A 24,337-nucleotide genomic window follows, 5' to 3' on the forward strand; every position below is an offset into this window, starting at 1 on the left:
GTTCCGGAAATCCGTCGGTCACCGGCTTCCGCACGTCCGGCTCGCCCGCGGGCTCCGCCGCGCCCATGGTGAACGAAGAGCGGGGCGCGGCGCTCGGTGCGCGGGTGGGCGCAGCGACCGGCCGGGGCCTTGCCCGGGACGTCGGGGAGGGCGTCCCCGTCGCGGTCCCGGCGGGCACGCTGTCCCCACCCGTCGGACTCGGCGGACCGGCCGGGGTCGCCGCCGCCGGTGTGGCGCGGGGCGGCGAGGTCGCGGGTGAGGAAGCCGGAGCCGGTGATCGGATCGCCCCCGTCGCGCGGCGGGGCGAGCCCGTGGCCGACGGCCGAGTCGCCGCGATGCCGCCGGGCAGGCGCTTCCGGACGTCCGTCACGACCGCGTCGGGCCGCGGTCACCGCGCGGCCCGCACCGCGGCGTGCCCGTCCTCGCGCCCCGGCGGCCTCCGGCCCGGACGTCACCGGCCGGCCGTCACAGCCCGAGGTCGGACAGTCCGGGGTGGTCGTCGGGCCGACGGCCCAGCGGCCAGTGGTACATGCGCTCCTCCTCCGCGATGGGCAGGTCGTTGATGCTCGCGTGGCGCACACGCATGAGGCCGTCGTCGTCGAACTCCCAGTTCTCGTTGCCGTAGGCCCGGAACCACTGGCCGGAGTCGTCGTGGTACTCGTAGGCGAACCGGACCGCGATGCGGTTCCCGTCGAACGCCCACAGCTCCTTGACGAGGCGGTAGTCCAGTTCCCGGTCCCACTTGCGGGTCAGGAACTTCCTGATCTCCTCCCGGCCGGTGACGAACTCCGCGCGGTTGCGCCAGCGCGAGTCGGGCGTGTAGGCGAGGGCGACCTTCTCGGGGTCGCGGGTGTTCCAGCCGTCTTCGGCCTGGCGGACCTTGCTGATCGCCGTTTCCCGGGTGAACGGCGGGAACGGCGGTCGCTGCTCGGACATGGCGTACTCCTCCGGGGGAAGCCCAAGACGGCGAGAACGAGCGTTCTCACCCGTGCCGCTGATATTATGAGAACGATGGTTCTCATGCAAGGAGGCCCGGCCCTTGAGCACCGATCCGACACGCGAGCGCATCCTCGACTCCGCGGAAGAGCTGTTCTACGCGCGAGGCATCCAACGCGTCGGCATGGACGCGGTCCGTGACGCCGCGGGCGTGACGCTGCGGCGCCTGTACCAGCTGTTCCCCTCCAAGGGCGACCTCGTCGAGGCATACCTGGCCCGCAGGGACGCCCGCTGGCTCCGGGGCCTGGCCGCCCACGTGGACTCGGCCGCGCACAGCCCTCGGGCCGGGCTGCTCGCCGTCTTCGACTGGCTGGAGGACTGGTTCGCCCGGCCCGACTTCCACGGGTGCGCCTTCATCAACTCCTTCGGCGAACTGGGCGGCACCTCACCGCAGGTCACCGCCGCCGCCCGCCGGCACAAGGACGCGTTCCACGCCTACCTGCGAGAACTGGCGACCGCCGCGGGAGCATCGGCGGACACCGGCACCCAGATCGCCCTGCTGGCCGAGGGAGCCATGACCACCGCCGCCATCTCCGGCACACCCGCACCGGCCCGCCAGGCCAAGCAGGCGGCGCTGCTGCTGCTCACGCTGGACGCGGGCGGGGTCGCCGCCTCCGCGTAGCGGGTGGTCCCCGGTGCCGAGGCGCGGCGCCGGCGGACCGCCGGACGGCACCAGCCCCGCTCCCCGCGCAGAGCCGACGCCCGCGGCCAGGGAGCGTTCGGCGTCGACGAGGAGTTCCCTTCGACAGCTCGACCGGCGCCGCGTGGACCCCGTCGGCCGGCGGCCACGCGTCCCCGTGCCGCCCGGCCGCGGGCCCCTTGAGCCCCGCGGGCCGCTCCGGCCCGACGACGCGCGGGGCGCCGGCGGCGCGTATCGGCGGGATGTCCGCCGTGCGCGGCCGCACAGCACCCCGGCCGGTCCTCCGGGATCCGCGGGAAGGCGGCCGTTCCGATGTGCGTTCATGCCGGGGCCGCCGCACCCTGAACCCATGGGACATCCGACGCAGCATCGGCACATCGTCGTCCACCCGCCCGCCCTGGACGGTTCGCGGCGCGTCACCGAAGGGGACGTGACGCTGGGGTTGGCGTCGCATCTGGACGACGTGGTGGAGATATTGAGGTTGGCCGATCTGGATCGGGTCGAGGTGGAGGAGGACGACCTCATCGAGTGGCAGGGGGGCGGACCCGAGGACTGGCCGGGGCTCTCGGAGCACGAGGTGTAGGGACGGACGACGAAGGGGCGGCCCGCTCACGGGAGGGGCCGCCCCTTGCCGGTGCCGGGGGCAGAGCTTCAGGTGCCCCGGTGATGTCGGCGGCCCTGACGTGGTCCACGCCGTAACCGCCGGTCTCGGGCGCGTTGATGTTCCCGAATCGCGGATCGGCCTCGAAATCGATGTCCGGGCCGGGCTGTGCCTGGCGGATCAGGCCGAGGCAGGCGTTGTCGACCAGCACGTGTGTGGGCGCCTGCCCGGTGACGCACAGGATCGTGATCGAGTCGCCGGAGGCCGAGGACAGACCGGTGAGCATGCCGGTGCGGGCCGGCCCCGACGTGTGCTGCCCGGCCGGGCGCGGGCGTAGCCCTCGGCCGTGTGCGGGGCGCCCTCGGCATGGCGGGCGAGGGCCGACTACTCCTGCCTCGGTCGGATGCGTACTCCCGTCGCGCCCGCGCGGTCGGGATCCTCACGCGAGAGGGCGTGACCGACGCCTTCGGGGTGCCGGGGGCCCTCCGGGAAAGGGGCGCAAAGACACCGGCAAGGGGCGCGGAAACGCCGGACAAACGCGCTCCGGCGGGCGCACCATGGGAGCGCTGTCCGAGGCGTCGTGCGAGAGTGAGTGGGCCATGCCCGAGAGCGTGCCGGTGCGCTGTCCGGCCTGTCGGCGCGAGCACGTCTACACCGCCCCGGCGTACCCCTGCGCCTGCGGCACCCCGGTCGCCCCGCGGCTCGATCCCCTCGCGGCGCCGGTCGCGGCCGGGCAGCGGTCCTGGGACGACGAGTGGATCACCACCACGTGCGCCGTCTGCGGGCGCCTCGGCACCTGGCCGCGCCCCGAACTGGGCTGTCCCTGCGGGACGGTGCTGCGCATCCCGGTGGCGGACCCGGCCATCCCGGTGGCGGACCCGGCCCGCGCCCCCGTCGCGGCTTCCGCCGCCGAGCCGGAACCTCCCGTCCCCGCCCCGCGGCGCCGTGCCTTCCAGCCGCACGCCGTCCGTACCGCCCGGGACGCCGTCACCGCCGCCGCGCTGTACCTGCGCTGGCTCGGGTTCGGCGACGTCCGCCGCGCCGACCAGCGGCCCGCGAACGGCATCGGGCTCGCCGCCCGGGGGCTGCTCGCCCAGGTGGACCCGACGGTACGGCCCGCCTCGCCCCGGGACGTGGAGTGCCTGTGGCTGACGGCGATGACGGAGTCCGCGGACTGCGTCTACTTCTCCCTGGCCGGGTACACGGAAGCGGCCCGCGGCCGGGCGGACGCCCTGGGCGTGCCGCTGTTCGTGCTCGACCTCGCGGGCGTCCCGCAGCCGGTGAACGACCCCGCCGACGCCCTGAACGCCGACGGCGCCCCGGAACCGGGGCGCCGCGCACGCGATCGGAAGGGCTGAGAAGGGCCGGGGGTCAGGGGGCCGCCACGAGCGCCGGTCCCGCGCCCGCCTCAGTCCCGGTACCGCTCCCTCAGCTCGATCTTGCGCACCTTCCCCGACACCGTCATCGGGAAGGTGTCGAGGACCCGGAGCCTGCTCGGCACCTTGTAGTGCGCGAGCCGCCCCCGGCAGAAGGCGTGCAGCTCGTCCAGGGTCGGCGGATCGGCCTCGTCGCGCGGGATCACGCAGGCCAGCACCTCCTCGCCGTACTTCTCGTGCGGCACCCCGACCACCTGCACGTCCCTGATCTTGGGGTGGGCGTAGAGGAACTCCTCGATCTCGCGGGGGTAGATGTTCTCGCCGCCGCGGATGATCATGTCCTTGATCCGGCCGACGATCTCGACGTACCCGTCCTCGCGCATCACCGCCAGGTCCCCGGTGTGCATCCAGCGGCCCGCGTCGACGACCTCGGCGGTCTTCTCGGGCTCGTCCCAGTACCCGAGCATCACGCTGTAGCCGCGGGTGCACAGCTCGCCCGTCCTGCCACGGGGCTGGGTGACTCCGGTGGCGGGGTCGACGACCTTGACCTCCAGGTGCGGCAGGACACGGCCGACGGTCGCGGTGCGGTGTTCCAGGTCGTCGTCGGTGCGGGTCTGCAGGGACACCGGCGAGGTCTCGGTCATGCCGTAGCAGATGGCGACCTCGGCCATGTGCATCTCGGCGACGACCCGCTTCATCACCTCCACCGGGCAGGGCGAGCCCGCCATGATGCCGGTGCGCAGGGTGGAGAGGTCGTACGACGCGAAGTCCGGGAGGTTCAGCTCGGCGATGAACATGGTCGGGACGCCGTACAGGGACGTGCACCGCTCCCGCTGCACCGCCTCCAGGCTCGCCTTCGGCTCGAAGGACGGGGCCGGTATCACCATGCAGGCGCCGTGCGAGGTGGCCGCCAGGTTGGCCATCACCATGCCGAAGCAGTGGTAGAAGGGCACCGGGACGCAGATCCGGTCCTGCTCGGTGTACTTGACCAGCTCCCCCACGAAGTAACCGTTGTTGAGGATGTTGTGGTGGGAGAGGGTGGCGCCCTTGGGGAAGCCCGTGGTGCCCGACGTGTACTGGATGTTGATCGGGTCGTCGCAGGACAGCTCGGCTTCCCGCGCCTCCAGTTCCGACCGGTCGCCGGCGGCGCCCCGCGCGCTGAACGCCGCCCAGCCCGGGTCCCCGATGTACACGACCTCGCGCAGTTCGTGGCAGCTGCCGCGGACCTCCTCGACCATGGCGCGGTAGTCGCTGGTCTTGTGGCTGAGGGAGGCGAACAGCAGCCGTACGCCCGCCTGGCGCAGGACGAACCGCACCTCGTGGGTGCGGTAGGCCGGGTTGATGTTGACCAGGATGGCGCCGACGCGGGCGGTGGCGTACTGCACGAGCACCCACTCGGCGCAGTTGACCGCCCAGATGCCCACCCGGTCGCCCTTGGCGATGCCGCTCGCCAGCAGGGCGCGGGCGAGCCGGTCCACGTCGGCGTCGAAGGCGGCGTACGTCCAGCGGCGCCCGCTCGCGACGTCGACCAGGGCCTCGCGCTCCGGCCACGTGGCCGCCGTACGGGCGAGGTCAGCGCCGATGGTGTCGCCGAGCAGCGCGGTGGTGCCGGTTCCGTGGGCGTAGGAGAGTCGTGGAGCGCTCACCGGAAGTCCTCCTCGCGGTACTCGTCCGCCGAGCCCTGCGCGGTGGCCTCGCGCAGCTCGATGCGGCGGATCTTGCCGGAGACGGTCTTGGGCAGCGAGCCGAACTCGAGGCGGCGGATGCGCTTGTAGGGGGCGAGCACCTGGCGGGAGTGCTCGAAGATGACCTTGGCGGTGTCGGGGCCCGGCTCGTAGCCCTCCGCGAGGACGACGTACGCCTTGGGCACGGCGAGCCGCAGCTCGTCCGGGGCGGGCACCACGGCCGCCTCTGCCACCGCCTCGTGCTCCAGCAGCGCGCTCTCCAGCTCGAAGGGGCTGATCTTGTAGTCGGATGCCTTGAAGACGTCGTCGGCGCGGCCGATGTAGGTCAGGTAGCCGTCCTCGTCGCGGGCGGCGATGTCACCGGTGCGGTAGTAGCCGCCGGCCATGGCCTCGGCGGTGCGGTCGGGGTCGCCGTGGTAGCCGGCCATCAGGCCGACGGGGCGGGCGCCGAGGTCGAGCGCGATCTCGCCCTCGGTGGCGCCGGGCGCGCCGGTGACCGGGTCGAGGAGTTCCACGCGGTAGCCGGGGCTGGGGCGGCCCATGGAGCCGGTCTTCAGCCGCTGGCCGGGGGCGTTGGAGACCTGTACGGCGGTCTCGGTCTGTCCGAAGCCGTCGCGGATGGTCACCCCCCAGGCGCGCCGCACCTGTTCGATGACCTCGGGATTGAGGGGCTCGCCCGCGGCCACCACCTCGCGGGGCGGGGTGCGCAGCTGGCCGAGGTCGGCCTGGATGAGCATGCGCCACACGGTCGGCGGGGCGCAGAAGGTGGTGACCCCGGCGCGGTCCATCTCGGCCATCAGCCGGCCCGCGTCGAACCTCGTGTAGTTGAAGATGAAGACGGTCGCCTCGGCGTTCCACGGGGCGAACAGGTTGGACCAGGCGTGCTTGGCCCAGCCGGGCGAGGAGATGTTGAGGTGGACGTCCCCGGGCTTCAGGCCCACCCAGTACATGGTGGCCAGGTGGCCGACGGGGTACGAGACGTGGGTGTGCTCGACCAGCTTGGGGCGGGCGGTGGTGCCCGAGGTGAAGTAGAGCATCAGCGGGTCGTCGGCGAGGGTCGGTCCGTCGGCGGTGAAGCCGGCGGGGGCGTCGTACGCGTCCTCGTACGCCAGCCAGCCCTCCTCCGCGCCGCCGACCGCGATCCGGGTGTAGGTGCCGGGCACCTCGGCGAACTTGGGGGCGTCCTCGGACCGTACGAGGACGTGCTTGACCCGGCCGCGTTCGACGCGGTCGCGCAGGTCGGCGGGGCCGAGCAGCGGGGTGGCCGGAATGACGACCGCGCGCAGCTTCATCGCGGCCAGCATGGTCTCCCACAGCTCGGCCTGGTTGCCGAGCATCACGAGGACGCGGTCCTCGGCCGCCACGCCCCGCGCGCGCAGCCAGCCCGCGACGCGGTCGGAGCGCTCGGACAGTTCGGCGAAGGACAGCTTGGTCTCGCGGCCGTCCTCCTCCACGATGTGCAGCGCGGTCCGGTCGTTGCCGGCGGCGATCACGTCGAACCAGTCCAGCGCCCAGTTGAAGTGCTCCGGCCGGGGCCACGCGAATCCGTCGTAGGCGGTGGCATAGTCCTCGCGGTGTGCCAGCAGGAAGTCCCGTGCGTTCCTGAAGGCATCGGTCGCCGTCGTCATCCGTCGTCCTCCTATGTTCCCGACCATTGCCGGGCGGCTCCCCCGCATCGTCTAATCCGTGATGCAGGTCTCACTACCCCCGAACGGGGGGGTGGTCCCTGTGAGCACGGTGGTGTGGTCCGCACATCAGCCGCACCGAAGGAGCGATGAGGTGACAGCAGAGGCCGTGACGGTGGTGGAGATCCGCGGTGCGCTGCTCCGGTTGCGGCGCGCGACGGGGCTGCCGGTCGCCTTCGGCGGGCTGGTGGAGTCCGGCCGGCCGCAGGTGCGCATCAGCGAGCTCAGCGGCACGGCGACGGCCGCGCTGCGCTGTCTCGCGGTGAGCTCCGGCAGCGGGCTCGGCGGCAAGGCGGTGGCGCTGGCGCGGCCGTGCGCGGTGGCGGACTACTCCAGTTCCCGGCACATCAGCCACGAGTACGACGTGCCGGTGGCCGCGGAGGGCATCCGCTCGGTGCTCGCGGTGCCGGTGGTGGTACGGCGCCGGGTGCGCGGGGTGCTCTACGGCGCGCTGCGCTCGGCCCAGCCGCTCGGCGACCGGGCGCTCGGCGCGGCGGTCGCGGTGGCGCGGGACGTGGAGCAGACGCTGGTGCTGCGGGACGAGGCGCGGGACCTGCTGGCGGCGGCGTGCACGGGGCCGGCCAAGGGCGCGGGGGCGGAGGCGCCCGGCGGGTCGGGGGACTGGGAGCAGGTGCGGGAGGCGCACGCGGCGCTGCGGGCGCTGGCGCCCCGGATCGCCGATCCCGTCCTGCGGGCCGATCTGCTCGCCGCCTGCGGTCTGTTGACGGCGCCGCGCCCGGCCGATGGACCGGCTCTGGCGCCGCGTGAGCTGGACGTGCTGTCCTGGGTGGCGGCGGGTGCGACCAACGCCGCGGTGGCCGAGCGGCTGGGGCTGCGCCCGGAGACGGTCAAGGGCTATCTGCGGTCCGCCATGCGGAAGTTGGGCGCGCACACACGAGGGGAGGCGGTGACCGCGGCACGCAGGGCGGGGCTGCTGCCGTAGCCCCCGAGACGACGAAGGAAACGTTTCCATTCATGCGCGGATGCTTTGAATTTCCTCATGCTTGACCGTTTGTTATTTCCCTCACCACGGCTTCCGTCCGAATTTCGGGGATCGTTGCCTAGAATTTGGCCCGGACACGACATGCGAGGGGAGCGGTGACCGTGCGACGGGACTTCCAGGAGCCTGCCAGATGCCGCTCGGACCTGGTCATCGGCCGGGAGGAGCTGTGCGCCGCCGCCCGCACCCAACTCGCCTCCGGCGGCAGCGTGCTGCTCCACGGCCCGGCCGGAATAGGGAAATCCACCATCCTGCGGGCATTGGCCGAGGAATACGCCGCCACCGCGCACACCGTCCTGCGCTGCTCGGCGACCGAGTCCGAATCCCACCTTCCCTTCCTCGCCCTCGCCGACCTCCTCGGCCTGGTGCTCGACGACGTCTGCCCCCGGCTGCCCGCCGCCCAGCGCACCGCCCTGGAGTCGGCGCTCACCGGTCGCGGCGAGTCCAGCCTCCAGCGCGACGGCCTCGCCCTGCGCCTCGCGGTCCTGTCCGCGCTGCGCGTGCTCGCCGCCCGCGGCCCGGTGCTGATCGTCGCCGACGATCTGCAGTGGCTGGATCCGGCCAGCGCCGAACTGCTCGGCTTCGCCGCCCGCCGGCTCGGCGGCACCCCGGTCCAACTCCTGTGCGCCGTAAGGACCGAGGGCCAGGACAGCCAGGAGTACGACCGTCATCTGCGGTCCTGCCCGCCGGACAGCCTCGCCGTGCGCCTCGGCCCGCTCTCGCACACCCAGGTCGCCGAGCTGCTCGGTCACCGCGGCCACGGCGGGCTGCCCCGCTCCACGATCCGCGAGATACACCGCACCAGCGGCGGCAACCCGCTGTTCGCGCTCGAACTCGGCCGCGCGCTCGCCGAGAACCCCACCCCGCCCCGGCCGGGCGAGCCGCTGCCGGTGCCCACCTCGCTGCGCGCCCTGGTGCTCAGCCGTCTGGACATGCTGTCCGTGGAGGCCCGCCGCACGCTCCTGGTGGCCAGCGCCGGTGCCCGTCCCACCGTGGCCCTGCTGCACGCGGCCGGCCGGGAGAACGCCGAGGCCGAGTGCGCCCAGGCCGCCGAACTCGGTCTACTGGCAACGGAGTCCGACGCTCCCGCCGTACGCTTCGCGCATCCGCTCATCTCCGCCGCGCTGTACGCGGAGGCGCCCGCGCAAGAGCGGCGGGCCGCGCACGCGGCGCTGTCCACGGCCGCCTCCGACCCCATCGAGCGGGCCCGCCACCTCGCCCTCGCCGCGACCGGCGCGGACCCCGAGGTCGCCGCGCGGCTCGCCGAGGCCGCCGCCCTCGCCCGGGACCGCGGCGCGCCCTCGGTCGCCGCCCAGCTGGGGCTGCTGGCCGCCCGGCACACTCCGGCGGACGGCACGCCCGGCCCGCAGGAGCGCCGGCTCCAGGCGGCCGAGGACGCCATCACCGCCGGCGAGGTCGACCTCGCCCGGGACATCGCCCGGGAGGTGCTGAACCGGGCGAGCGTGCCCGCCGAACGGGTGCGCGCCTGGATCATCGCCATCGACACCGCGGGCCACACCATGGCCGAGGTCGACGCCTTCTTCCCGCAGGCCCTCGCCGACGCGGGCGACGACCCGCGGCTGCTCGCCCTGGTCCACTACCAGCTGGGCTGGCGGGCCCTGATCGTGGAGGGCGACTTCACCGCGGCCCGCGACGCCGCCGCGCACGCCGCCGAGCTGGCCGCGCGGAGCAAGGACCGGCGCACCGAGCTGCTCGCCCTCGCCTTCCAGGCGCAGACCGAGACCCTGATGGGCCATCCGGAGGCGCCCCGCACCATCAAGCGTGCCCTGAAGGAACCCCAGGACCCCCGGGTGGCCTGGCACCACAACGGCGCGGGCAGCGCCCGGTTCCGCTGGCTGGTCATGGGCGACCAGCTGGCCGAGGCGCGGGCCACCGTCACCGGGCTGCTGCGCGAGGTGCGCCGGCGCGGCTCGGTGGAGAGCGAGGTGCACTTCCTGCGCGGGCTGGCCGAGACCGAGCTGCGCGCCGGGCACTGCGGGCGCGCCCTGGACCTGGCCCGTGACAGCCTCAGGCTCGCCCGGGACTCCGGGATCGGCGAGACCGCCTCGGCGATGCTGACCTCACTCGCGGAGGCATCCGGCGGGGACGTGGACCGGGCGCTCACCCTCGCCCGGGAGGCGGTGGAGCACGCCGAGGAGGACGGCGACCAGATGTACCTCTCGCGGGCCCTCGGCGCGCTCGGGTACGCCCAGTTGGTGGCCGGGGACCCGGCGGGCACGGTGCGCTCGCTGCGCCGGGTGCGCAGCCTGGAGCTGGGGCTCGGCATCACCGACCCGGCCCGCGGCCGCTGGCAGGGCGACCTCGCCGAGGCGCTGGTCCGCGTCGGCGAACCCGCCGAGGCGCAGGACGTCATCGACGCCGCCCGCGACCACGCGCTGCGGCTCGGCCGGGAGAGTGTCCTCGCCGTGCTCGACCGCTCCGAGGCGCTGGTGCGCGCCGCGCAGGGCGCCACCGAGGCGGCGCTCGCCCAGCTGAGGTCAGCTCAGGAGCGGCTCGGGAAGCTCGGCTACGGCCTGGAGGAGGCGCGGGCCGCCTTCGCGCTGGCCCGGCTGCGCGGCCGGCGCCCGGGGCCCGGGGCCTACGACGAGGCCACCCGGATGTTCCGCCGCTGCCGTGCGCTGCCCTGGCTGCGCCAGGTGGAGGAGGTCCTCACCAGCCTCGACACACAGCCCGCCTGTCCGGTGCCCGCTCCCCTGGACGCGCTGGACGTGCTGGCCGCGATGGAGCGTCAGGTCGCCGCGCTGGTCATGGAGGGTGCCACCAACCGGGAGATAGCCGCGCGGCTGTTCATCAGCGTCAAGACGGTCGAGGCCACGCTCACGCGGGTCTACCGCAAGCTGGGGATCCGGTCGCGGGTCGACATCGTCCGATTGGCCGCAGGTCGGCGCGCGCACTGAGCACGCCGCCTGTTAACTGAACCGGACCGAGGGTTTTCCCTCACCCGACCCCCTAGGGGGTTCCCTCATTGGGAGCCGAAGGTTCCGGGACCTAGCGTAATGGGCGTACCGCTCGCCCGGGTACAGGGGGTCGGACCCTCCCCCCACCACCCAGCACCACCCCCACCCGTGCGAACCCCCCACCGGTGCAACCCCACTGAGGAGACTCATGTTCGGGCCCACACGTGCCAGACAGTCCGCCGCGATCGTGGTGGCCACCGCCGCCGCGGCGGCGACCGCTCTGCTCGCCGCCCCCTCAGCGAGCGCGGCTCCCCAGCCCATTGTCGGTGGTACGACGACCACCACCACCGCGTACCCGTTCGTCATGCAGATCACGGACGCGTCCGGCAGCCAGTTCTGCGGCGGCACCCTGGTGGCCGCCGAGAAGGTGGTGACGGCCGCGCACTGCATGGCCGGCGAGACCACCGGCAGCGTCCGCGTCGTCGGCGGCCGCACCAAGCTGAACGGCACCGACGGCACGGTGAGCAAGGTCAGCAGGATCTGGGTGAACCCGGACTACTCGGACGCCACCAACGGCGACGACGTGGCCGTGCTGACCCTCTCGACGTCGATGCCGTACAAGCCGGTGTCGTACGTCTCCTCCTCCCAGACGGGCGTGTACGCGGCCGGCACCACGGCGCGGATCCTCGGCTGGGGCACGACTTCGGAGAACGGCAGCTCCTCCAACCAGCTGCGGACCGCGACCGTACCGGTCGTGTCCGACTCCGGTTGCCGTTCCTCCTACGGTTCGGACTACGTGCAGTCCGACATGGTGTGCGCCGGATACAGCTCCGGCGGCGTAGACACCTGCCAGGGCGACAGCGGCGGTCCCCTGCTCATCGGGGGCGTCCTGGCAGGGATCACTTCATGGGGCGAGGGGTGCGCGGAGGCGGGTTACCCGGGTGTCTACACCCGGCTGACCACCTTCTCGGACCAGGTCACCGCACAGGTGAACTCGTGACCCTAAAGATCTCCCGAGTACCCCTCGGGTAAGGCCAGGGGGGCGTTGCGAGCGACCACGAGCAGCCCGCAGCGCCCCCCTCTCCACGTCCCGCCCCGCCGCGCGCGGGGCTACTCGGCGACGTGCAGGGCGAATCCGCTGCGGCCCGGTGCCTCCAGTCCCTCGCGCAGCCGGGCCGCGGGGATCTCGTAGTCGCCGCCGTTCTGCGTGCGGTACGGGACCGGCTCGGTCTCCTCCAGGCTCAGCAGCCGCTTCCGCCACCGCTCGGCCGCGTCCGCGAAGGCCTCGGGTGACAGCCGTCCCGCGCGGTACAGGACGAACGGCGGCAGCACCCGCATGCCGGGGTGGTAGAGGATGCCGTGCTGGATCGGGTACAGCAGGTCGTCGATCGGGCCGTTGATGCCGCGGTCGGAGTAGTGCGAGGCGGGACCGCCGACGGTCAACGACAGCATGGCGCGCCTGCCTTGGAGGGCGCCCTCGCCGAAGCGGTCGCCGTACCGGGTGGCGTCGTGCTGGCCCACGCCGTAGCCGAAGCCGTGGGTGAAGACGCGGTCCACCCAGCCCTTGAGGATCGCCGGCATCGTGTACCACCACAGCGGGAACTGCAGGATCACGGTGTCGGCCCAGCGCAGTTTCTCCTGCTCCGCGCGGATGTCTTCGGTGAGCGCGCCACTCTCGTAGGCGCGGCCGGAGTCGCGCACCGTGTCCAGCGGATCGGAGGCGGCAGGGCCGAAGTCGGCGGCGTCGACGGTGGTTTTCCAGCGCATCGCGTACAGGTCGCTGACCCGTACCTCGTGACCGGCACCGGTCAGGGTGTCCACCGCGATGTCGGTGAGCGCGCCGTTCAGCGACCGCCGTTCGGGGTGGGCGTGCACGATGAAGACCTTCATGTCTGCTCCTCGGGTCGACGGGAGTGCGATCGGGGGCCGATCGCGGTCCGATCCTCGCGGGCTCGGGCGGCGCGATTCAGGGGCGCCCGCTCCGTAGGTCCCGGCTTCCTGGTACCGGCAGGACCACCCGGCCCGCCCGTCCGGCACGGATACTGGAGCGATGGACGATCTGGCTGACTTCCTGCGCACGCGGCGGGCCCGGGTCCTGCCGGAGTCCGTCGGCATCCGCGCCGACGCGCGCCGCCGGGTGAGCGGGCTGCGGCGCGAGGAGGTCGCGCACCTGTCGGGCGTGAGCGTCGACTACTACGTCCGGCTGGAACAGGGGCGGGCGCGCCGGCCCTCGGCACAGGTCCTCGACGCGCTCGCGCGGGTGCTCCACCTGGACGAGGTGGAACGCGGGCATCTGCACCGGCTCGCCCACCGGCCCGAGCGGGTGCCGCGGCGGGTGCCCGTCGCGCGGCCGCGCCCCGAGCTGCTGCGGGTGCTCGAACTCGTCGTGGACGCACCGGCGTTCCTCATCGACCACCGGCTGACGGTGCTGGCCGCGAACCGGCTCGCCGATCTTCTCTACGGGCGTCGCGTGCAGGGGCTGAACCTCGCCCGGCACGTCTTCCTCGGCGAGGAGGGGCGCGCGCTGTTCGCCGACTGGGAGGGGTGCACCCTCGACGCCGTCGGCCATCTGCGCCTGTCCGCCGGCCGCTACCCCGACGATCCCGAACTGGCCTCCCTCATCGGCGAACTCGCCATGGGCAGCGCGCGCTTCCGCCGGCTGTGGGCGCGGGCCGATGTGCGCAGGCGCACCCACGGGCGCAAGGCGTACCAGCACGCCGAGGTCGGCCGTCTGGAACTGCACCAGGAGAACTTCGCCCTGCCGGACGGCACGGGCACGGAACTGATCGTGCAGTCGGCCGCGCCCGGCACCGCCGCCCACGACGGCCTGCGCCTGCTGGCGAGTCTCGGCGCCACCGGCGACCCGGTCCCCTCGGACACCGCCTGAGCCCGCCGGGGCTCTACCGGGAGCGGACCTTGGACGGGGAGGGCGGAGGGAATCGTTCCTCGCCGGGCCGGCGTTGCCGGTACGAAGATCGAGATGCCTGAGATCGCCGGCGTCGCCGGCGTCGTCGAATCCGCTGGAGGAGCAGAGATGACCGAGGCGTTGGTACTGGGTGGCGGCGGCGTGGGCGGGATCGCCTGGATGACCGGGCTGCTCGCCGGTCTCGCCGATGCCGGACAGGACGTCACCGGGGCCGGGCTGCTGGTGGGCACCTCCGCCGGCGCCACCGTCGCGGCGCAACTGGGCAGCGGGCTGGACTTGGAGGAGCTGTACGCGCGGCAGGTGGAGCCTTCGGCACAGGCCCGCGAGATCATGGCCGAGCTGGATGTCGAGAAGTTCTCCGCGGAGATCGGCGCGGCGACGGCCACGGCCGGCTCGGCGGCGGAGCTGCGGCGGGCGGTCGGCCGGTTGGCCCTCGCCGCGCAGACGGTGGGCGAGCCGGAGCGCCGCGCGGTGATCGCGTCCCGTCTCCCGGTCCACACCTGGCCCGAGCGTGCCCTGAAGGTCGTCGCGGTCGACGCCGAGAGCGGTGACACGCGGATCTTCGACCGGGACTCGGGCGTGCCCCTGGTCGACGCGGTCGCCGCGAGCTGCGCCGTCCCGGGCGTATGGCCCCCGGTGACCATCGCCGACCGCCGCTACGTCGACGGCGGCATCCGCTCCGTCGCCAACGCGGACCTCGCCTCCGGCGCCGACCACGTCCTCGTCCTCGTCCCCCTCGGCCCCGTCGAACCCTTCCCGAGCGACCACGCCCTGGACGACACGGTCTCCGCCCTGCGCGCGGAGGGCGCCGAGGTCCTCCTCATCGCCCCCGACGAAGCCTCGACCGCGGCGATCGGCCCCAACCCCCTCGACCCGGCGACGCGCCGCCCCGCGGCGGAGGCGGGCCGCGCTCAGGGCCGCGGGCTGACGTTGGAGTGGCCGCGGTCCTGACGGCACCGGACTCGGCGGACCCCGCCCCTCTCGGCCCGTCGGGCGGGTGCCGGGACAAGCCCCTCGCCCTCCGGCCGCCCCCGGACCGCTCCGCGTCCGGGGGCGGGGGCCGGACGCGGGAGCCGCGCCACGTCGACGGGCTCCGGTGCGCCGGGCCGCCGGGCCCGGGGGGGTCGCCGCGCGGGGTCACTCGCCGAGCGGTCCCCGGACCGCCCGCCCCTCAGGGCACCCGATCACACACCGCCGGCAACCACGTCTGCCCCGGTGCCTGTCTCAGCGTGTCCAAGGTGGTGAGCAGGGAGTCCAGGTGGCCGGGGTGGGCCAGGTAGTCGATGGCCGCCTCGGCGAAGGCGTCGCGGATGGTGGGGGGCATGGCGTCGGAGGCGTCGAAGCAGTGGGTGGCGGAGGGCGAGAGGAGGGTGGTGGCGAGGGTGTGGTGCCAGGTGGGGCCCGTGGTGGTGGGCTGGGCCCTGGTGTCCACGGAGAAGGCGGACTCGGCTGTGGCCCAGGCGCGTTGGGCCGTCGGGGAGGACAGGTAGCGGATCAGCTGCCTGGCCTGGGGGGTGGTGTGGAGGAGGGCGACCAGGTCGCCGGAGACCTCCCAGGAGTCGTCGGCGGTGGACCCCGGGATGAGTTCGGACGAGGGCGCGTAGCGGCCGTCGACCTGGTTCCAGGCGGTGGACTGGGTGCGGATGAAGGATGCCTGGTGTTCGAGGGTGCAGCCCCGGGGAGTGGCCGTGACCGGGGCGGATGCCTCGGCGTAGCCCGTTTGCAGGGTGCGGCGCAGGAGCGACGACGACGTGCCCGCGCCCATCAGGCGGCCCCAGGTCGTCCACGCCCGCCGTACCTGCGGTGACCGCCAGGACAGCCGGCCGCCGGCCCAGGACTGGTAGACGCCCGGCCCGTGTTGCTGGAGCAGGATGTCCTCGATCCAGTCCGTGCCGGGCCACCCGCTCGTCGCGCCGGAGCCCATGCCGACGCACCACTGCGCCGGGTCGTCCCGGGCCCGCCGGCGTTCCGCCTCGCTCGTGCCCGCCGGGTACCAGACGATGCTCTTGAGGTCGGCCTTGAGCGGGAACCAGTAGACGTGCCCGTCCGCGAGCGGCGTCGCCCAGGACGCGCCGAAGTCCTCGCGCGGGATGAGCCCGTCGAGCGGCTGGAGCTGCTTCTGGCCCGCGTAGTCGGCGAGTTCGCCGGGCCCGGTCAGGACCACCACGTCCGGCGGTGTCCCGGCCTCGACGTCCGCGCCGAGCACCTGGCTCTCGGCCGAACTGCCCTGGTAGTCCACGTGCACGTGGTACTTCCGCTCGAACGGCTCGATCACCGCCTGCCGCAGGTTCCGCTCGTCATCCCCCGTCCAGTTCGCCAGCAGGGTGACCGTCGGCTCCCGGCCGAGCGCGCGGACGCCCAGCACGACGGCCGCCGCCAGCAGGACGAGGCAGCTCGCCACCACGGTGACCGTACGCGCGCGGCCTCGCACGGGCCCGCTCACCGGGGCCTGAACCGGTACTCGTCGATGTGCCGCCGCAGTCCCGTCTCGGCCAGTGCCATGACCAGGATGCCTCCGATCAGGATCCACCCGGCCGCCGAGGCGCGGAGGCCGGTGTCCGCCAGGTACGCGGCGGTCGCCCGCCCCGCGTCGGTGAGCTGCCGCCCGGCCAGCGGGCGGTCGAGCAGTCGCCGGGTGTCGGTCATCCCCGCGTGCGTCCACACCGTGAACAGCAGCGTGACGGCGAGTCCGGCCGCGAGCAGCGCGCCCGCCGCCAGCAGGCCCCGGTTGTAGCGGCGCCGGAAGCGGCGGCGCAGGAACAGCTGCGTCTCCAGCAGGCACCCGGCCAGCGCGAGCGCGAGCAGCAGCGTCGCGGCCCAGCCGGACCACAGCAGCGGCCCGAAGGACGTCTGCCGGTGCACGGCGGCCCGCTGCTGCTCCTGGAGCACCTTCAGCCGGGCCAGTATCCCGGAGCCCGGGTCCGACAGGATGCTCGTGGCGTAGCTGAGGTACGCCTGGCGCAACACGTCTCCCTCGGGCTGGAGTTGGGCCTGCTGGACCTTGACGGCGTACACGGTGATCAGCGCGGCGACGGTCTGCAGCGCCTGCCGCCCCGACGCCCCTCCCACGTCGTCCCCGGCGGCCGCCGCGACGCTCTGCGCGGCGACCGAGATCTGCTTCTGGAAGTCGCTGGTCGGGGTCGCCGCCCCGGCGTCCCGCTCCGCCTGCCCGAGCGCGTACAGCGCGGTGTCGATGGACAGCACCGCCGGGGCGCTGGAGGTGCGCAGCGGGTTGGCGTCGCCGTGCACGCCCTCGTACGACAGGAAGAGGGAGAGCGTCAGCAGCCCCGACAGGACGAGCAGCAGCCGGTGGCGTACCGCCAGGTCGTGGGCGGTCGTGCTGCCGCCCTCCACCGGCCTCGGCCGTCCGCGCGGCGGGCCGTCGGACACGGTGTCCGTGCCGGCGCTCATGCCGGCGGCCCGCTGAGCCGGCGGCCGCACTCGCCCCCGCAGTACACGGAGTCGGCGGGGCCGAGCCAGCCGCAGTCCGGACATTCCGCGAGGTCGGCCGCGGCCGGGGGGACCTCCGGGTCGGGCGGCGGACCGGCGGCCGGATGGTGCGGCGGGGTGGTCATCGCACTGGAGAGGATCAGGTGCTGCCAGTCGACGTCCTTGAGGCCGGTGCGGATCCGGCCGCTGCCGGGACCGTCCTCGATCCGGCGCAGCGCGTCCAGGAGGTGGGCGTCGCCGAGTTCGCCGGCCAGCCGCAGGGCGCGGTCGAGTTCGCGGTCCGCGGCGTCGCGGCCGTCGGTGCCGCGCAGCCAGGCCCGGTACGCGCGGGCCACGGCGGCGCTCGCCTGCTGGTACAGCTCCTGCCGGTGGACCCCGGGGTGCCGCCGGGAGGCGTCGAGCGGATTGTCGGTCCAGCGCACCAGGACGGGCCGGGGCGCCGGCAGCCGTACCGGATGCCCGAAGTCGGGTACCACGACCTCGACGGCGGCCAGCTGGAGGTCCTCGCCCCGGTCCCGGCCGGTCGGGTCGGCGGCCAGCACCACCTGGAAGTGCCGCACCTCCTCGCCCCAGGCCCGGGTGACGTACTCGGTGCCGCGCCCGTCGCCACCGGCGGGGAGGAGTTCCCGCTCGCCGGGGACGACCTGTTTGACCTGGCGGATGACGGTGCCGGGGGTGGGGGTGATCCTGATGCGCAGCTCGGGCACCGCGGTGCCGAGCAGTCCGGTCACCAGCTCCTCGTAGGCGGCGGTGAGTTCGGATTCCTCCCGGACGGCTCCGGCGCGGCCGTGCAGCCGTCGGGTGATGCGCAGCAGCAGTTCGGCGTCCCAGTCCTCGCCGATGCCCCAGGCGTCGCAGACGAACCGGCCCTCGCAGGCGTCCAGGGCGGTCTCCAGGGACATGGCGGCCCGGTGGTCGTGCTCGTTGCGCCCGTCGGTGAGCAGCAGGACGTGCTTGACGGGCGCGGGGTGGTCCTTCAGGAGGCGGCGGGCGAGGTCGAGCCAGGTGCCGATGGCCGTACCGCCGTTGGCGTCGAGGATGCGCACGGCCCGTGCGGCGGCGGCGCGTTCGGCGGGCCCCGCGACGGCGAGAGCGGCCCGGTCCGGGCCGGGGTGGACGACGTCGGCGTGGAAGTGGCCGGACAGGACGGCGAACGCGGTGCCCTCGGGCAGCAGCCGGACGGCGGCCACGGTGGCGTCCTTGGCGGCGCGCAGCTTGGCGGCCGGGTAGAGCATGGAGCGGGAGGTGTCCACGATCAGCACCTCGGCCAGCGCGGGACCGCCGCCGGGAGCCCGTCCCCCGGCGAGCCCGGCGCCGCCGTGGCCGCGCACGCCGATCTCCAGGATGGCGTGCATCTCCCGTTCGGCGCCCTCTCCTCGGGCGGGCGGCTCGGCGGGCAGATCCTTCTGCTGGCCGACCTCGAGCGTCACCTCGGTCTCCTCGGCCACGGTCATCGGCGTCTCTCCCGGGGGTCGGTCATGGGCTCAGAAGGTGGTCAACGGCCGTACCGCGTGGGCCAGATCGAGCAGCCGGCCGTGTTCCCGGGCGGTGCGGGCCTGGGCGGCCAGCTGGCGGAAGGAGTGTTCGAGGAGGGTGCGCAGGCCGTGCTCGTCGCCGGGTCCGAGGAGGTCTCCGGAGGGCCAGGAGCGGGCACCGCCGTACAGCGCGTTCTCCCGGACCTCGGCGATGAGCCGGGCCCGGGACTCGCCGTCCTCGGCGCCGCCGTCCAGGCGCAGTTCGGGCAGCCGCCGGGCCGCGTCGGCCAGATCGGCGGGTGTGGGCGGCAGCCCGCCCAGGATGCCGGCGCGGACGCGGACGGCGGCGATGCGGGCGGCGTCGTGGTGGCGGGAGGTGGCCGGCACGTCGTCCAGGACGCGCACGGCGGCGTCCCGGTCGCCGCCGGCCAGATGGCCGCGGGCCAGGCCGAAGGCGGCGGCGGTGTGCGCGCCGTCCCGTTTCCACACGGCCTCGTAGAAGCGCATGGCCCGTGCGGTGCGGGCGCCGTGCTCGGCGCAGTGGCCGAGGGCGAGCTTGGGCACGTACTCGCCGGGCAGCGCCCGGTACACGGCCTCGAAGCGGGCGCCTGCCAGGTCGACCTCGCCCCTGCTCAGGTGCAGGACGCCCCGGTGCCAGGCGATCCGCCAGTCGTGGCCGGCGGCGCGCTCGCCGAGCTGGGTCTCGGCCTCGGCGAGCCAGTCGGCCGCCGCGTCTTGCTCGCCGCGTCTGAGGTAGGCCCGGCACAGCCACAGCGCGGTCTCCGGGGTGCCGAGCCGGGAGTCGCGGGACCACTGCCGGGCCACCCGGTCGGGGGCGTCGGGCGAGAAGGTGTCCAGCATCAGGGCGGCGCCGTCGGCCGGGTCGGGGACCGGTTCCGGGAGGGCGCCGGCGACCTCGGCGGGCGAGGGCGGGGAGGCGTCCAGCTCGGCCGGGCGCCGGCCGGGGCGGGCGGTCCAGTGGTCGAGGGCGGGGATCGCACCGAGCCCGGCGTCGAGGCTGGCGCCGGTGGCGCGGAACCGGGTGGAGCTCTCGGGCAGTTGCTCGCCGAACTGGAGCGAGCGGAACTCCCGCAGGACCTCCCAGAGTTGGCGGGACATCTCGGCGGCCGACCGGAACCGGGCCTGGGGTTCGGGGTGGGTGGCGCGGTCGACGAGACGGCGGAAGGAGTCGTGCGCGAGTCCGCGCGCCGGTTCGGTGTCGCGGGCCAGGGCCTGAAGGGTCATGCCGACGGTGTAGAGGTCGCTGTCGACGTGCCAGCCGCGCCGGTCGATCTCCGCCTTCGGCGGCGCGAAGGTCGCCGTGTAGACGTACGCCGACGCCCGGTCGCCGATCGCGCGGACCGCGCCGAGGTCGATGACCTTCACGGCCCGCCCGAAATGGATGACGTTGGCGGGCTTCATGTCGCAGTAGAGCAGGCCCCGTTCGTGCATGTACTCCAGTACGCCGAGGATCTTGCAGCCGTAGGTGAGGACGTGGTCGAGGCGCGGGCGGCCGTGGAAGACGCGCTCGATGTCGTCGGCGTCGAAGAGCTGTTGCAGGGAGCGGCCGCCGATGTAGTCCATGACCAGGTAGCCGGTGGCGGCCCCGCCGGGCGGCTGGTGTTCGGCGTACGTGATGATCCGCACGATGTCCGGGTGGTGCAGGTCGGTGAGGGAGCGGCGCTCCTCGACGGCCGTGCGGCGGGCCAGCGCGTCGTTCGCGTTGATCTGGCTCTTGAGGACGACGCGGTGGCCCTCGGCTCGGGTGTCCTCCGCGAGGTGGATCCAGCCGAGCCCCCCGCGCGCGAGGCAGCCGAGCACCCGGTAGTGCCCGGCGACCAGGTCGCCCCGGGCCAGTTGGGGCAGGAAGGAGTACGGGGTGCCGCAGCGGGGGCAGCGGCCGGTGGCGCGGGCGGGCTGGCCTCCGTACCCCACCCCGACGACCATGGTGCAGCCGCCCGCGCCGCAGCGCCGGCCCTCGGTGGGCGGACGCGGGTCCTCGATCAGCACGTCGTCGGGCTCGGGCACCTCGGGCAGCACCACCAGTGCGTGCTGGTCGAGTTCGCCCACCCCGGCCACGGCGTGCACGGTCGGCGGTCCCGGGCTCTCCTCGACCACGGCGGACGGCGGGGCGGCCGGTGCGGTGCGTGGCTCGCTGCGCGGTTCGATGTGCCGGTGTCCGCAGGTGTCGCAGTACCCGGTCCCCATGATGCGGCCCGCGCACCCGGGACGGACGCAGGAGGTCATGAGCCGCGCTCCCTCCGGGCTTCGGCGGCGGTTCGGCGGGGAGGCGGGGGCCGGTCGGGGGTGCGGGCGTGTTCGGGGGGTCGTACGGGGCGCTCGTGACCGGCGTGGCCGGGCGCCTCCCCGCCGCCCGGACCCCCGGTGTCCGGGGGCGAGTCGCCTTCCTCCACCGGCTCCGCGCCGCCCCCGCCCGCGTCGTCCGCCGCCCCGCCCGCCCCCGAGCAGAACCCGATGAACCGGTCCGCCGCGCCCTGGGCCCGTTCGATGTCGCACGGGGTCTCGCGGAGCAGGGACAGCGCGGCCTCGTAGAGGCGGTACGCCTCCACCACCCGGTCGCCGTCCTCCCCCGCGCGCCGGCGGCACAGCGGCCACTCCGCGGTGACCCGGCCGCGGAGCTCCTCCCAGCGGCGCAGCCGCGTGTCGAGCATCCCCACGGCCTGCTCCAGGCGCTGGCGGCGGCGCTCGGCGGCGTCCTCGAAGGTGAACAGCAGGTCCGCGCGCCGGGGTTCACGGTCCTGTTCCGAGCTGTGGGCGACCCAGGCCCGGAGCATCCGGCTGCGGCCGACGGCGCCCTCGGCCTGGTCGAGCAGCGCCTCGGTGCCGGGGGCGGCGGTCACCCGGTCCCGGCGGGCGTCGAGCGCGGGCCCCAACTCGTCCACCAGGCGGTCGAGTTCGGCGCCGAGCCGGGTCCAGCGTTCGCGCAGCGGACGGTGCACCAGGGACTCGGCGGCCTGGGCCGCCAGGCCGCCCTGGCGGCGGTGGACCAGCAGCAGCCGGGCGCCGTGCCGGGCGAGCAGGTCCAGCAGGGCGAGCAGGTCCTGGGGTTCGGCGCACTGGTCGACGCCGACCAGCACGGCGGCGAGCGGGACGCGCAGGGTGGCGAGCCGCTCGGGCCGGGGGTCGTCGCGGATGCCGAGGCGTTCGGCGATGCGGTCCATGACCTGGGCGGTGGTCAGCCCCTTGACGTCCAGGGCGAGATCGTGGGCGCCCGCCGGGGGCACGGTCTCGGGCGGGTCGTGGCTGTAGGCACTGGTGTTGCGGTGGGTGCGCAGCTCGCGGTCCGCGAGGGTGACGGCCCGTTCGAGGGTGAAGGCGCGGTCGCCCCGGGCGGGGACGACGGTGACGAGCACCGGCCAGCCCTCGCCCCGGAACCAGCCCGCGAGTTCGGTGGCGAACCGCACGTCGAGCCGCCCCGCCCCGGTGGGCGTACGACTGCGCAGCCGGGGGTCGACGGCCGAGGCGCCGTCGCTCCAGGCGGCGGCCTGCGGCAGATGGCTGAGGACGGTCTCGGTGGGGCTCATGTGGCTGAAGGCGGAGACCTGTCCCTCGTCCACGCTGAGCACGATGCCGATGACCTGGTCGGTGGCGTGGTCGACCACTCCGCCGCCGCTGAAGCCGGGGACGGCCAGCTCGCCGGGGGTGAGCGGGCGCAGCTGCACCCGGCTGTCCCGGCCCCGGGCGGCGACCAGGGTGGCGCCGTGCCAGCGGCCGCCGTCGTCGCCGGGCGGGAAGCCGTACATGCTCACCGGTCCGTGCGGCGAGGCGAGCCGGTAGAGCCGGGTGGTGTGCCCGGCGGGCAGCGGTTCGGCGAGGCGCAGCAGGGCGAGGTCGCCGCTGCGGTCGCCGAACGCGTCCTCCTGCTCCGGTACGTGCTCGTCCGGGCGGACCGTGGCGGTGACCGCGCCCTGTCCGGGGACGCCGACGAGCCGTACGACATACCGCTCGCCCGGCGTGACGACATGCCCCGCGGTGAGCACCCGGTCGGGCGCGAGCAGCACCCCGGCTCCGAGCACCTCGCCGTCCGGTGCCTCGATGCGGGCGATCCAAGTCGGTGTACGTAAGCGGGACTTGACGGCTCGTTCCCCCGTGCGCGTCATGCTGCCGAGGCTACTCCCCGTACCGGCTCGGAACTACCGGTGTGCACGAGGATGCCGCATGTGAATGTTCGCCCATAATCAAACACATGAGCTATACATCGTGTGTATAGTCCGCGCATGCCTCGTACGTTCGAGAACACCCGGACGCCGTCGTCCGCGCCCCGGAAGACGGGCGCAGGGCGCCGCGGGTTCCGCCCGGCCGCGCTCCTCTCCGCCGCCGCCTGCGTGGCACTCGCCCTGACCGGCTGCGCGCAGGTCGAGACCACCTCGCCGAGCACCGCGCGCGAGCAGGCGGCGCAGGGGGCGCCGGCGAGCTTCGGCGGCGTCGACTGCCGCAAGGCCAGGTGCATCGCGCTCACCTTCGACGCCGGCCCCAGCGAGAACTCACCGAAGCTGCTGGACATCCTGAAGGAGAAGCGGGTCCACGCGACGTTCTTCCTGCTCGGCAAGCGGCACATCGAGAGGTATCCGCAGCTGGTCAAGCGCATGTCGGCCGAGGGGCACGAGGTGGCCAGCCACACCTGGGACCACAGGATCCTCACGGACATATCCGACGACCAGGTGCGCGACGAGCTGCGGCGGCCCAATGACGCCATCGAGCGGCTCACGGGCCGCAAGCCCACGCTGATGCGCCCGCCGCAGGGCCGCACGGACGCCGACGTCCACAGAATCTGCGAGGAGCTGGGGCTCGCGGAGGTTCTGTGGAGCGTCACCGCCAAGGACTACACGACCAATGACTCGGCGCTCATCAAGAAGCGCGTCCTCGACCAGGCCGACCGGGACGGGATCATCCTGCTGCACGACATCTACCCCGGGACCGTGCCCGCCGTCCCCGGCATCATCGACGCCCTCAAGCAACGCGGATACACCTTCGTGACCGTCCCCCGGCTGCTCGCGCCCGGCAGGGCGGAACCGGGCAAGGTCTACCGCCCCTGAACCGCCGCGCACGGTTGGGCCGACCGGGTGAGGCGGTGCCGAACTCCCGGCCGGGCGGCGCTCATTGCCTACGATCGTCGGCGTGCCGACCTTCTCCCTCACCCGCACCGTCCCGCTCCCCCTGGCCGAGACCTGGCGCCGGCTCACCGAGTGGCCCCGCCACGCGGGCGCCGTGCCGCTGACCCGGATCAGGCTGCTCACCCCCGGGCCGACCGACGTGGGCACCCGTTTCACGGCCCGCTCCGGCATCGGTCCGCTCACCGTGGACGACACCATGGAGGTGACCGTCTGGCGCCCGCCCGTGGGTGACGAGGGCGGGCTGTGCCGGCTGGAGAAGCGGGGGCGGGTGGTGCTCGGCTGGGCGGAGATCGAGGTACGGCCGGGGCCGGGAGGCCGCAGCCGGGTGGTGTGGCGGGAGGAACTGCGGGTGCGGTTCCTGCCGCGCGCCTTCGACGGGGTCGTCACGCGTACGGCGCGCGCGGTCTTCGGGCGCGGGGTGAACAGGCTGCTCAGGCGGGCCTGAACGGC

At 74.3% G+C, this 24,337-nt stretch carries 19 protein-coding genes and 2 pseudogenes; 10 read left to right on the forward strand and 11 right to left on the reverse strand.

Annotation, left to right across the window (positions count from 1 at the left end; translation table 11 throughout):
* Nucleotides 1–7: 7 nt before the first annotated feature.
* Both QSK45_RS02635 and QSK45_RS02640 read right to left on the reverse strand, forming a co-directional pair.
* Nucleotides 8–320: pseudogene (locus QSK45_RS02635) on the reverse strand (class III extradiol ring-cleavage dioxygenase family protein); the annotation flags it as partial.
* Between the two features lie 145 nt (nucleotides 321–465).
* Nucleotides 466–936, reverse strand: coding sequence for a nuclear transport factor 2 family protein (locus QSK45_RS02640; RefSeq protein WP_285552783.1), 471 nt, complete (start codon nucleotides 934–936; stop codon nucleotides 466–468).
* 103 nt (nucleotides 937–1,039) lie between these two features.
* Here QSK45_RS02640 and QSK45_RS02645 point away from each other — a divergent pair, with 103 nt between their 5' ends.
* Together QSK45_RS02645 and QSK45_RS02650 are read left to right on the forward strand one after the other, a co-directional pair.
* Nucleotides 1,040–1,618, forward strand: a complete 579-nt coding sequence (locus tag QSK45_RS02645; RefSeq protein ID WP_285552784.1) for a TetR/AcrR family transcriptional regulator — start codon at nucleotides 1,040–1,042, stop codon at nucleotides 1,616–1,618.
* A gap of 367 nt (nucleotides 1,619–1,985) precedes the next feature.
* Nucleotides 1,986–2,219, forward strand: coding sequence for a hypothetical protein (locus QSK45_RS02650; RefSeq protein WP_285552786.1), 234 nt, complete (start codon nucleotides 1,986–1,988; stop codon nucleotides 2,217–2,219).
* A 223-nt stretch (nucleotides 2,220–2,442) separates the two neighbouring features.
* Here the strand turns inward: QSK45_RS02650 and QSK45_RS02655 are convergent.
* A pseudogene (locus tag QSK45_RS02655) lies at nucleotides 2,443–2,615 on the reverse strand (thiamine pyrophosphate-binding protein); the annotation flags it as partial.
* Between the two features lie 221 nt (nucleotides 2,616–2,836).
* On the opposite strand from QSK45_RS02655, the gene QSK45_RS02660 reads away from it, so the two are divergent.
* Nucleotides 2,837–3,595, forward strand: coding sequence for a hypothetical protein (locus QSK45_RS02660; protein WP_285552788.1), 759 nt, complete (start codon nucleotides 2,837–2,839; stop codon nucleotides 3,593–3,595).
* A gap of 50 nt (nucleotides 3,596–3,645) precedes the next feature.
* On the opposite strand, the gene QSK45_RS02665 is transcribed toward QSK45_RS02660, so the two are convergent.
* Together QSK45_RS02665 and QSK45_RS02670 are read right to left on the reverse strand one after the other, a co-directional pair.
* Nucleotides 3,646–5,259: an AMP-binding protein gene (locus QSK45_RS02665; RefSeq protein WP_285552790.1), complete on the reverse strand. Its 1,614-nt coding sequence runs from the start codon at nucleotides 5,257–5,259 to the stop codon at nucleotides 3,646–3,648.
* Entirely contained in the window at nucleotides 5,256–6,926 is a 1,671-nt protein-coding gene (locus QSK45_RS02670; RefSeq protein WP_285552791.1) for an AMP-binding protein, read from the reverse strand. Before QSK45_RS02670 ends, QSK45_RS02665 begins: the two co-directional genes overlap by 4 nt.
* A gap of 61 nt (nucleotides 6,927–6,987) precedes the next feature.
* On the opposite strand from QSK45_RS02670, the gene QSK45_RS02675 reads away from it, so the two are divergent.
* The 3 genes from QSK45_RS02675 to QSK45_RS02685 all read left to right on the forward strand — a co-directional run bounded on the left by QSK45_RS02675 (nucleotide 6,988) and on the right by QSK45_RS02685 (nucleotide 11,901).
* Entirely contained in the window at nucleotides 6,988–7,926 is a 939-nt protein-coding gene (locus QSK45_RS02675) for a response regulator transcription factor (RefSeq protein ID WP_285553379.1), read from the forward strand.
* 155 nt (nucleotides 7,927–8,081) lie between these two features.
* Nucleotides 8,082–10,901: an ATP-binding protein gene (locus QSK45_RS02680; RefSeq protein WP_285552793.1), complete on the forward strand. Its 2,820-nt coding sequence runs from the start codon at nucleotides 8,082–8,084 to the stop codon at nucleotides 10,899–10,901.
* 208 nt (nucleotides 10,902–11,109) lie between these two features.
* Entirely contained in the window at nucleotides 11,110–11,901 is a 792-nt protein-coding gene (locus tag QSK45_RS02685) for a S1 family peptidase (protein WP_285552795.1), read from the forward strand.
* A 110-nt stretch (nucleotides 11,902–12,011) separates the two neighbouring features.
* Here QSK45_RS02685 and QSK45_RS02690 read toward each other — a convergent pair whose 3' ends face one another.
* Entirely contained in the window at nucleotides 12,012–12,791 is a 780-nt protein-coding gene (locus QSK45_RS02690) for an NAD(P)H-dependent oxidoreductase (RefSeq protein ID WP_285552797.1), read from the reverse strand.
* A 160-nt stretch (nucleotides 12,792–12,951) separates the two neighbouring features.
* On the opposite strand from QSK45_RS02690, the gene QSK45_RS02695 reads away from it, so the two are divergent.
* Both QSK45_RS02695 and QSK45_RS02700 read left to right on the forward strand, forming a co-directional pair.
* The gene (locus QSK45_RS02695; protein ID WP_285552800.1) at nucleotides 12,952–13,788 is read left to right on the forward strand and encodes a helix-turn-helix domain-containing protein; all 837 of its coding nucleotides are present in this window, start codon (nucleotides 12,952–12,954) and stop codon (nucleotides 13,786–13,788) included.
* Nucleotides 13,789–13,881: 93 nt separating this feature from the next.
* The gene (locus tag QSK45_RS02700) at nucleotides 13,882–14,778 is read left to right on the forward strand and encodes a patatin-like phospholipase family protein (RefSeq protein WP_490993493.1); all 897 of its coding nucleotides are present in this window, start codon (nucleotides 13,882–13,884) and stop codon (nucleotides 14,776–14,778) included.
* A gap of 220 nt (nucleotides 14,779–14,998) precedes the next feature.
* On the opposite strand, the gene QSK45_RS02705 is transcribed toward QSK45_RS02700, so the two are convergent.
* From QSK45_RS02705 to QSK45_RS02725, 5 genes are read right to left on the reverse strand one after another with little or no spacing between them, the layout of a single operon-like run.
* The gene (locus QSK45_RS02705) at nucleotides 14,999–16,228 is read right to left on the reverse strand and encodes an ABC transporter substrate-binding protein (RefSeq protein ID WP_285552802.1); all 1,230 of its coding nucleotides are present in this window, start codon (nucleotides 16,226–16,228) and stop codon (nucleotides 14,999–15,001) included.
* Between the two features lie 38 nt (nucleotides 16,229–16,266).
* On the reverse strand, nucleotides 16,267–17,238 hold the full coding sequence (locus QSK45_RS02710) for a GlnX family signal transduction membrane protein (protein ID WP_285552804.1): 972 nt from the start codon (nucleotides 17,236–17,238) through the stop codon (nucleotides 16,267–16,269).
* Nucleotides 17,235–18,731 carry a VWA domain-containing protein gene (locus tag QSK45_RS02715; RefSeq protein WP_285552806.1) on the reverse strand — a complete coding sequence of 499 codons (1,497 nt, stop codon included), beginning with the start codon at nucleotides 18,729–18,731 and terminating at the stop codon, nucleotides 17,235–17,237. The genes QSK45_RS02710 and QSK45_RS02715 overlap by 4 nt, the downstream gene beginning before the upstream one ends.
* Nucleotides 18,732–18,761: 30 nt before the next feature.
* Complete coding sequence (locus QSK45_RS02720) at nucleotides 18,762–20,999, reverse strand: serine/threonine-protein kinase (RefSeq protein ID WP_285552807.1); 2,238 nt, start codon at nucleotides 20,997–20,999, stop codon at nucleotides 18,762–18,764.
* On the reverse strand, nucleotides 20,996–22,873 hold the full coding sequence (locus QSK45_RS02725; protein WP_285552809.1) for a S1 family peptidase: 1,878 nt from the start codon (nucleotides 22,871–22,873) through the stop codon (nucleotides 20,996–20,998). Before QSK45_RS02725 ends, QSK45_RS02720 begins: the two co-directional genes overlap by 4 nt.
* A gap of 117 nt (nucleotides 22,874–22,990) precedes the next feature.
* Between QSK45_RS02725 and QSK45_RS02730 the strand changes: the two genes are divergently transcribed.
* Both QSK45_RS02730 and QSK45_RS02735 read left to right on the forward strand, forming a co-directional pair.
* Nucleotides 22,991–23,809 carry a polysaccharide deacetylase family protein gene (locus tag QSK45_RS02730; protein ID WP_285552811.1) on the forward strand — a complete coding sequence of 273 codons (819 nt, stop codon included), beginning with the start codon at nucleotides 22,991–22,993 and terminating at the stop codon, nucleotides 23,807–23,809.
* Between the two features lie 82 nt (nucleotides 23,810–23,891).
* Complete coding sequence (locus QSK45_RS02735) at nucleotides 23,892–24,332, forward strand: SRPBCC family protein (RefSeq protein ID WP_285552813.1); 441 nt, start codon at nucleotides 23,892–23,894, stop codon at nucleotides 24,330–24,332.
* Nucleotides 24,333–24,337 lie beyond the last annotated feature (5 nt).

The organism is Streptomyces hygroscopicus subsp. hygroscopicus, assembly GCF_030269125.1.
GTDB lineage: Bacteria > Actinomycetota > Actinomycetes > Streptomycetales > Streptomycetaceae > Streptomyces > Streptomyces hygroscopicus_C.

Bases quoted from the DNA above. Each gene is read 5' to 3' on its own strand.
- QSK45_RS02670 (WP_285552791.1), bottom strand. From the start codon at position 6,926: ATGACGACGGCGACCGATGCCTTCAGGAACGCACGGGACTTCCTGCTG.
- QSK45_RS02690 (WP_285552797.1), bottom strand. From the start codon at position 12,791: ATGAAGGTCTTCATCGTGCACGCCCACCCCGAACGGCGGTCGCTGAAC.
- QSK45_RS02685 (WP_285552795.1), top strand. From the start codon at position 11,110: ATGTTCGGGCCCACACGTGCCAGACAGTCCGCCGCGATCGTGGTGGCC.
- QSK45_RS02720 (WP_285552807.1), bottom strand. From the start codon at position 20,999: ATGACCTCCTGCGTCCGTCCCGGGTGCGCGGGCCGCATCATGGGGACC.
- QSK45_RS02660 (WP_285552788.1), top strand. From the start codon at position 2,837: ATGCCCGAGAGCGTGCCGGTGCGCTGTCCGGCCTGTCGGCGCGAGCAC.
- QSK45_RS02715 (WP_285552806.1), bottom strand. From the start codon at position 18,731: ATGACCGTGGCCGAGGAGACCGAGGTGACGCTCGAGGTCGGCCAGCAG.
- QSK45_RS02700 (WP_490993493.1), top strand. From the start codon at position 13,882: ATGCCTGAGATCGCCGGCGTCGCCGGCGTCGTCGAATCCGCTGGAGGA.
- QSK45_RS02710 (WP_285552804.1), bottom strand. From the start codon at position 17,238: ATGAGCGCCGGCACGGACACCGTGTCCGACGGCCCGCCGCGCGGACGG.
- QSK45_RS02675 (WP_285553379.1), top strand. From the start codon at position 6,988: ATGCAGGTCTCACTACCCCCGAACGGGGGGGTGGTCCCTGTGAGCACG.
- QSK45_RS02730 (WP_285552811.1), top strand. From the start codon at position 22,991: ATGCCTCGTACGTTCGAGAACACCCGGACGCCGTCGTCCGCGCCCCGG.
- QSK45_RS02640 (WP_285552783.1), bottom strand. From the start codon at position 936: ATGTCCGAGCAGCGACCGCCGTTCCCGCCGTTCACCCGGGAAACGGCG.
- QSK45_RS02650 (WP_285552786.1), top strand. From the start codon at position 1,986: ATGGGACATCCGACGCAGCATCGGCACATCGTCGTCCACCCGCCCGCC.
- QSK45_RS02725 (WP_285552809.1), bottom strand. From the start codon at position 22,873: ATGACGCGCACGGGGGAACGAGCCGTCAAGTCCCGCTTACGTACACCG.
- QSK45_RS02695 (WP_285552800.1), top strand. From the start codon at position 12,952: ATGGACGATCTGGCTGACTTCCTGCGCACGCGGCGGGCCCGGGTCCTG.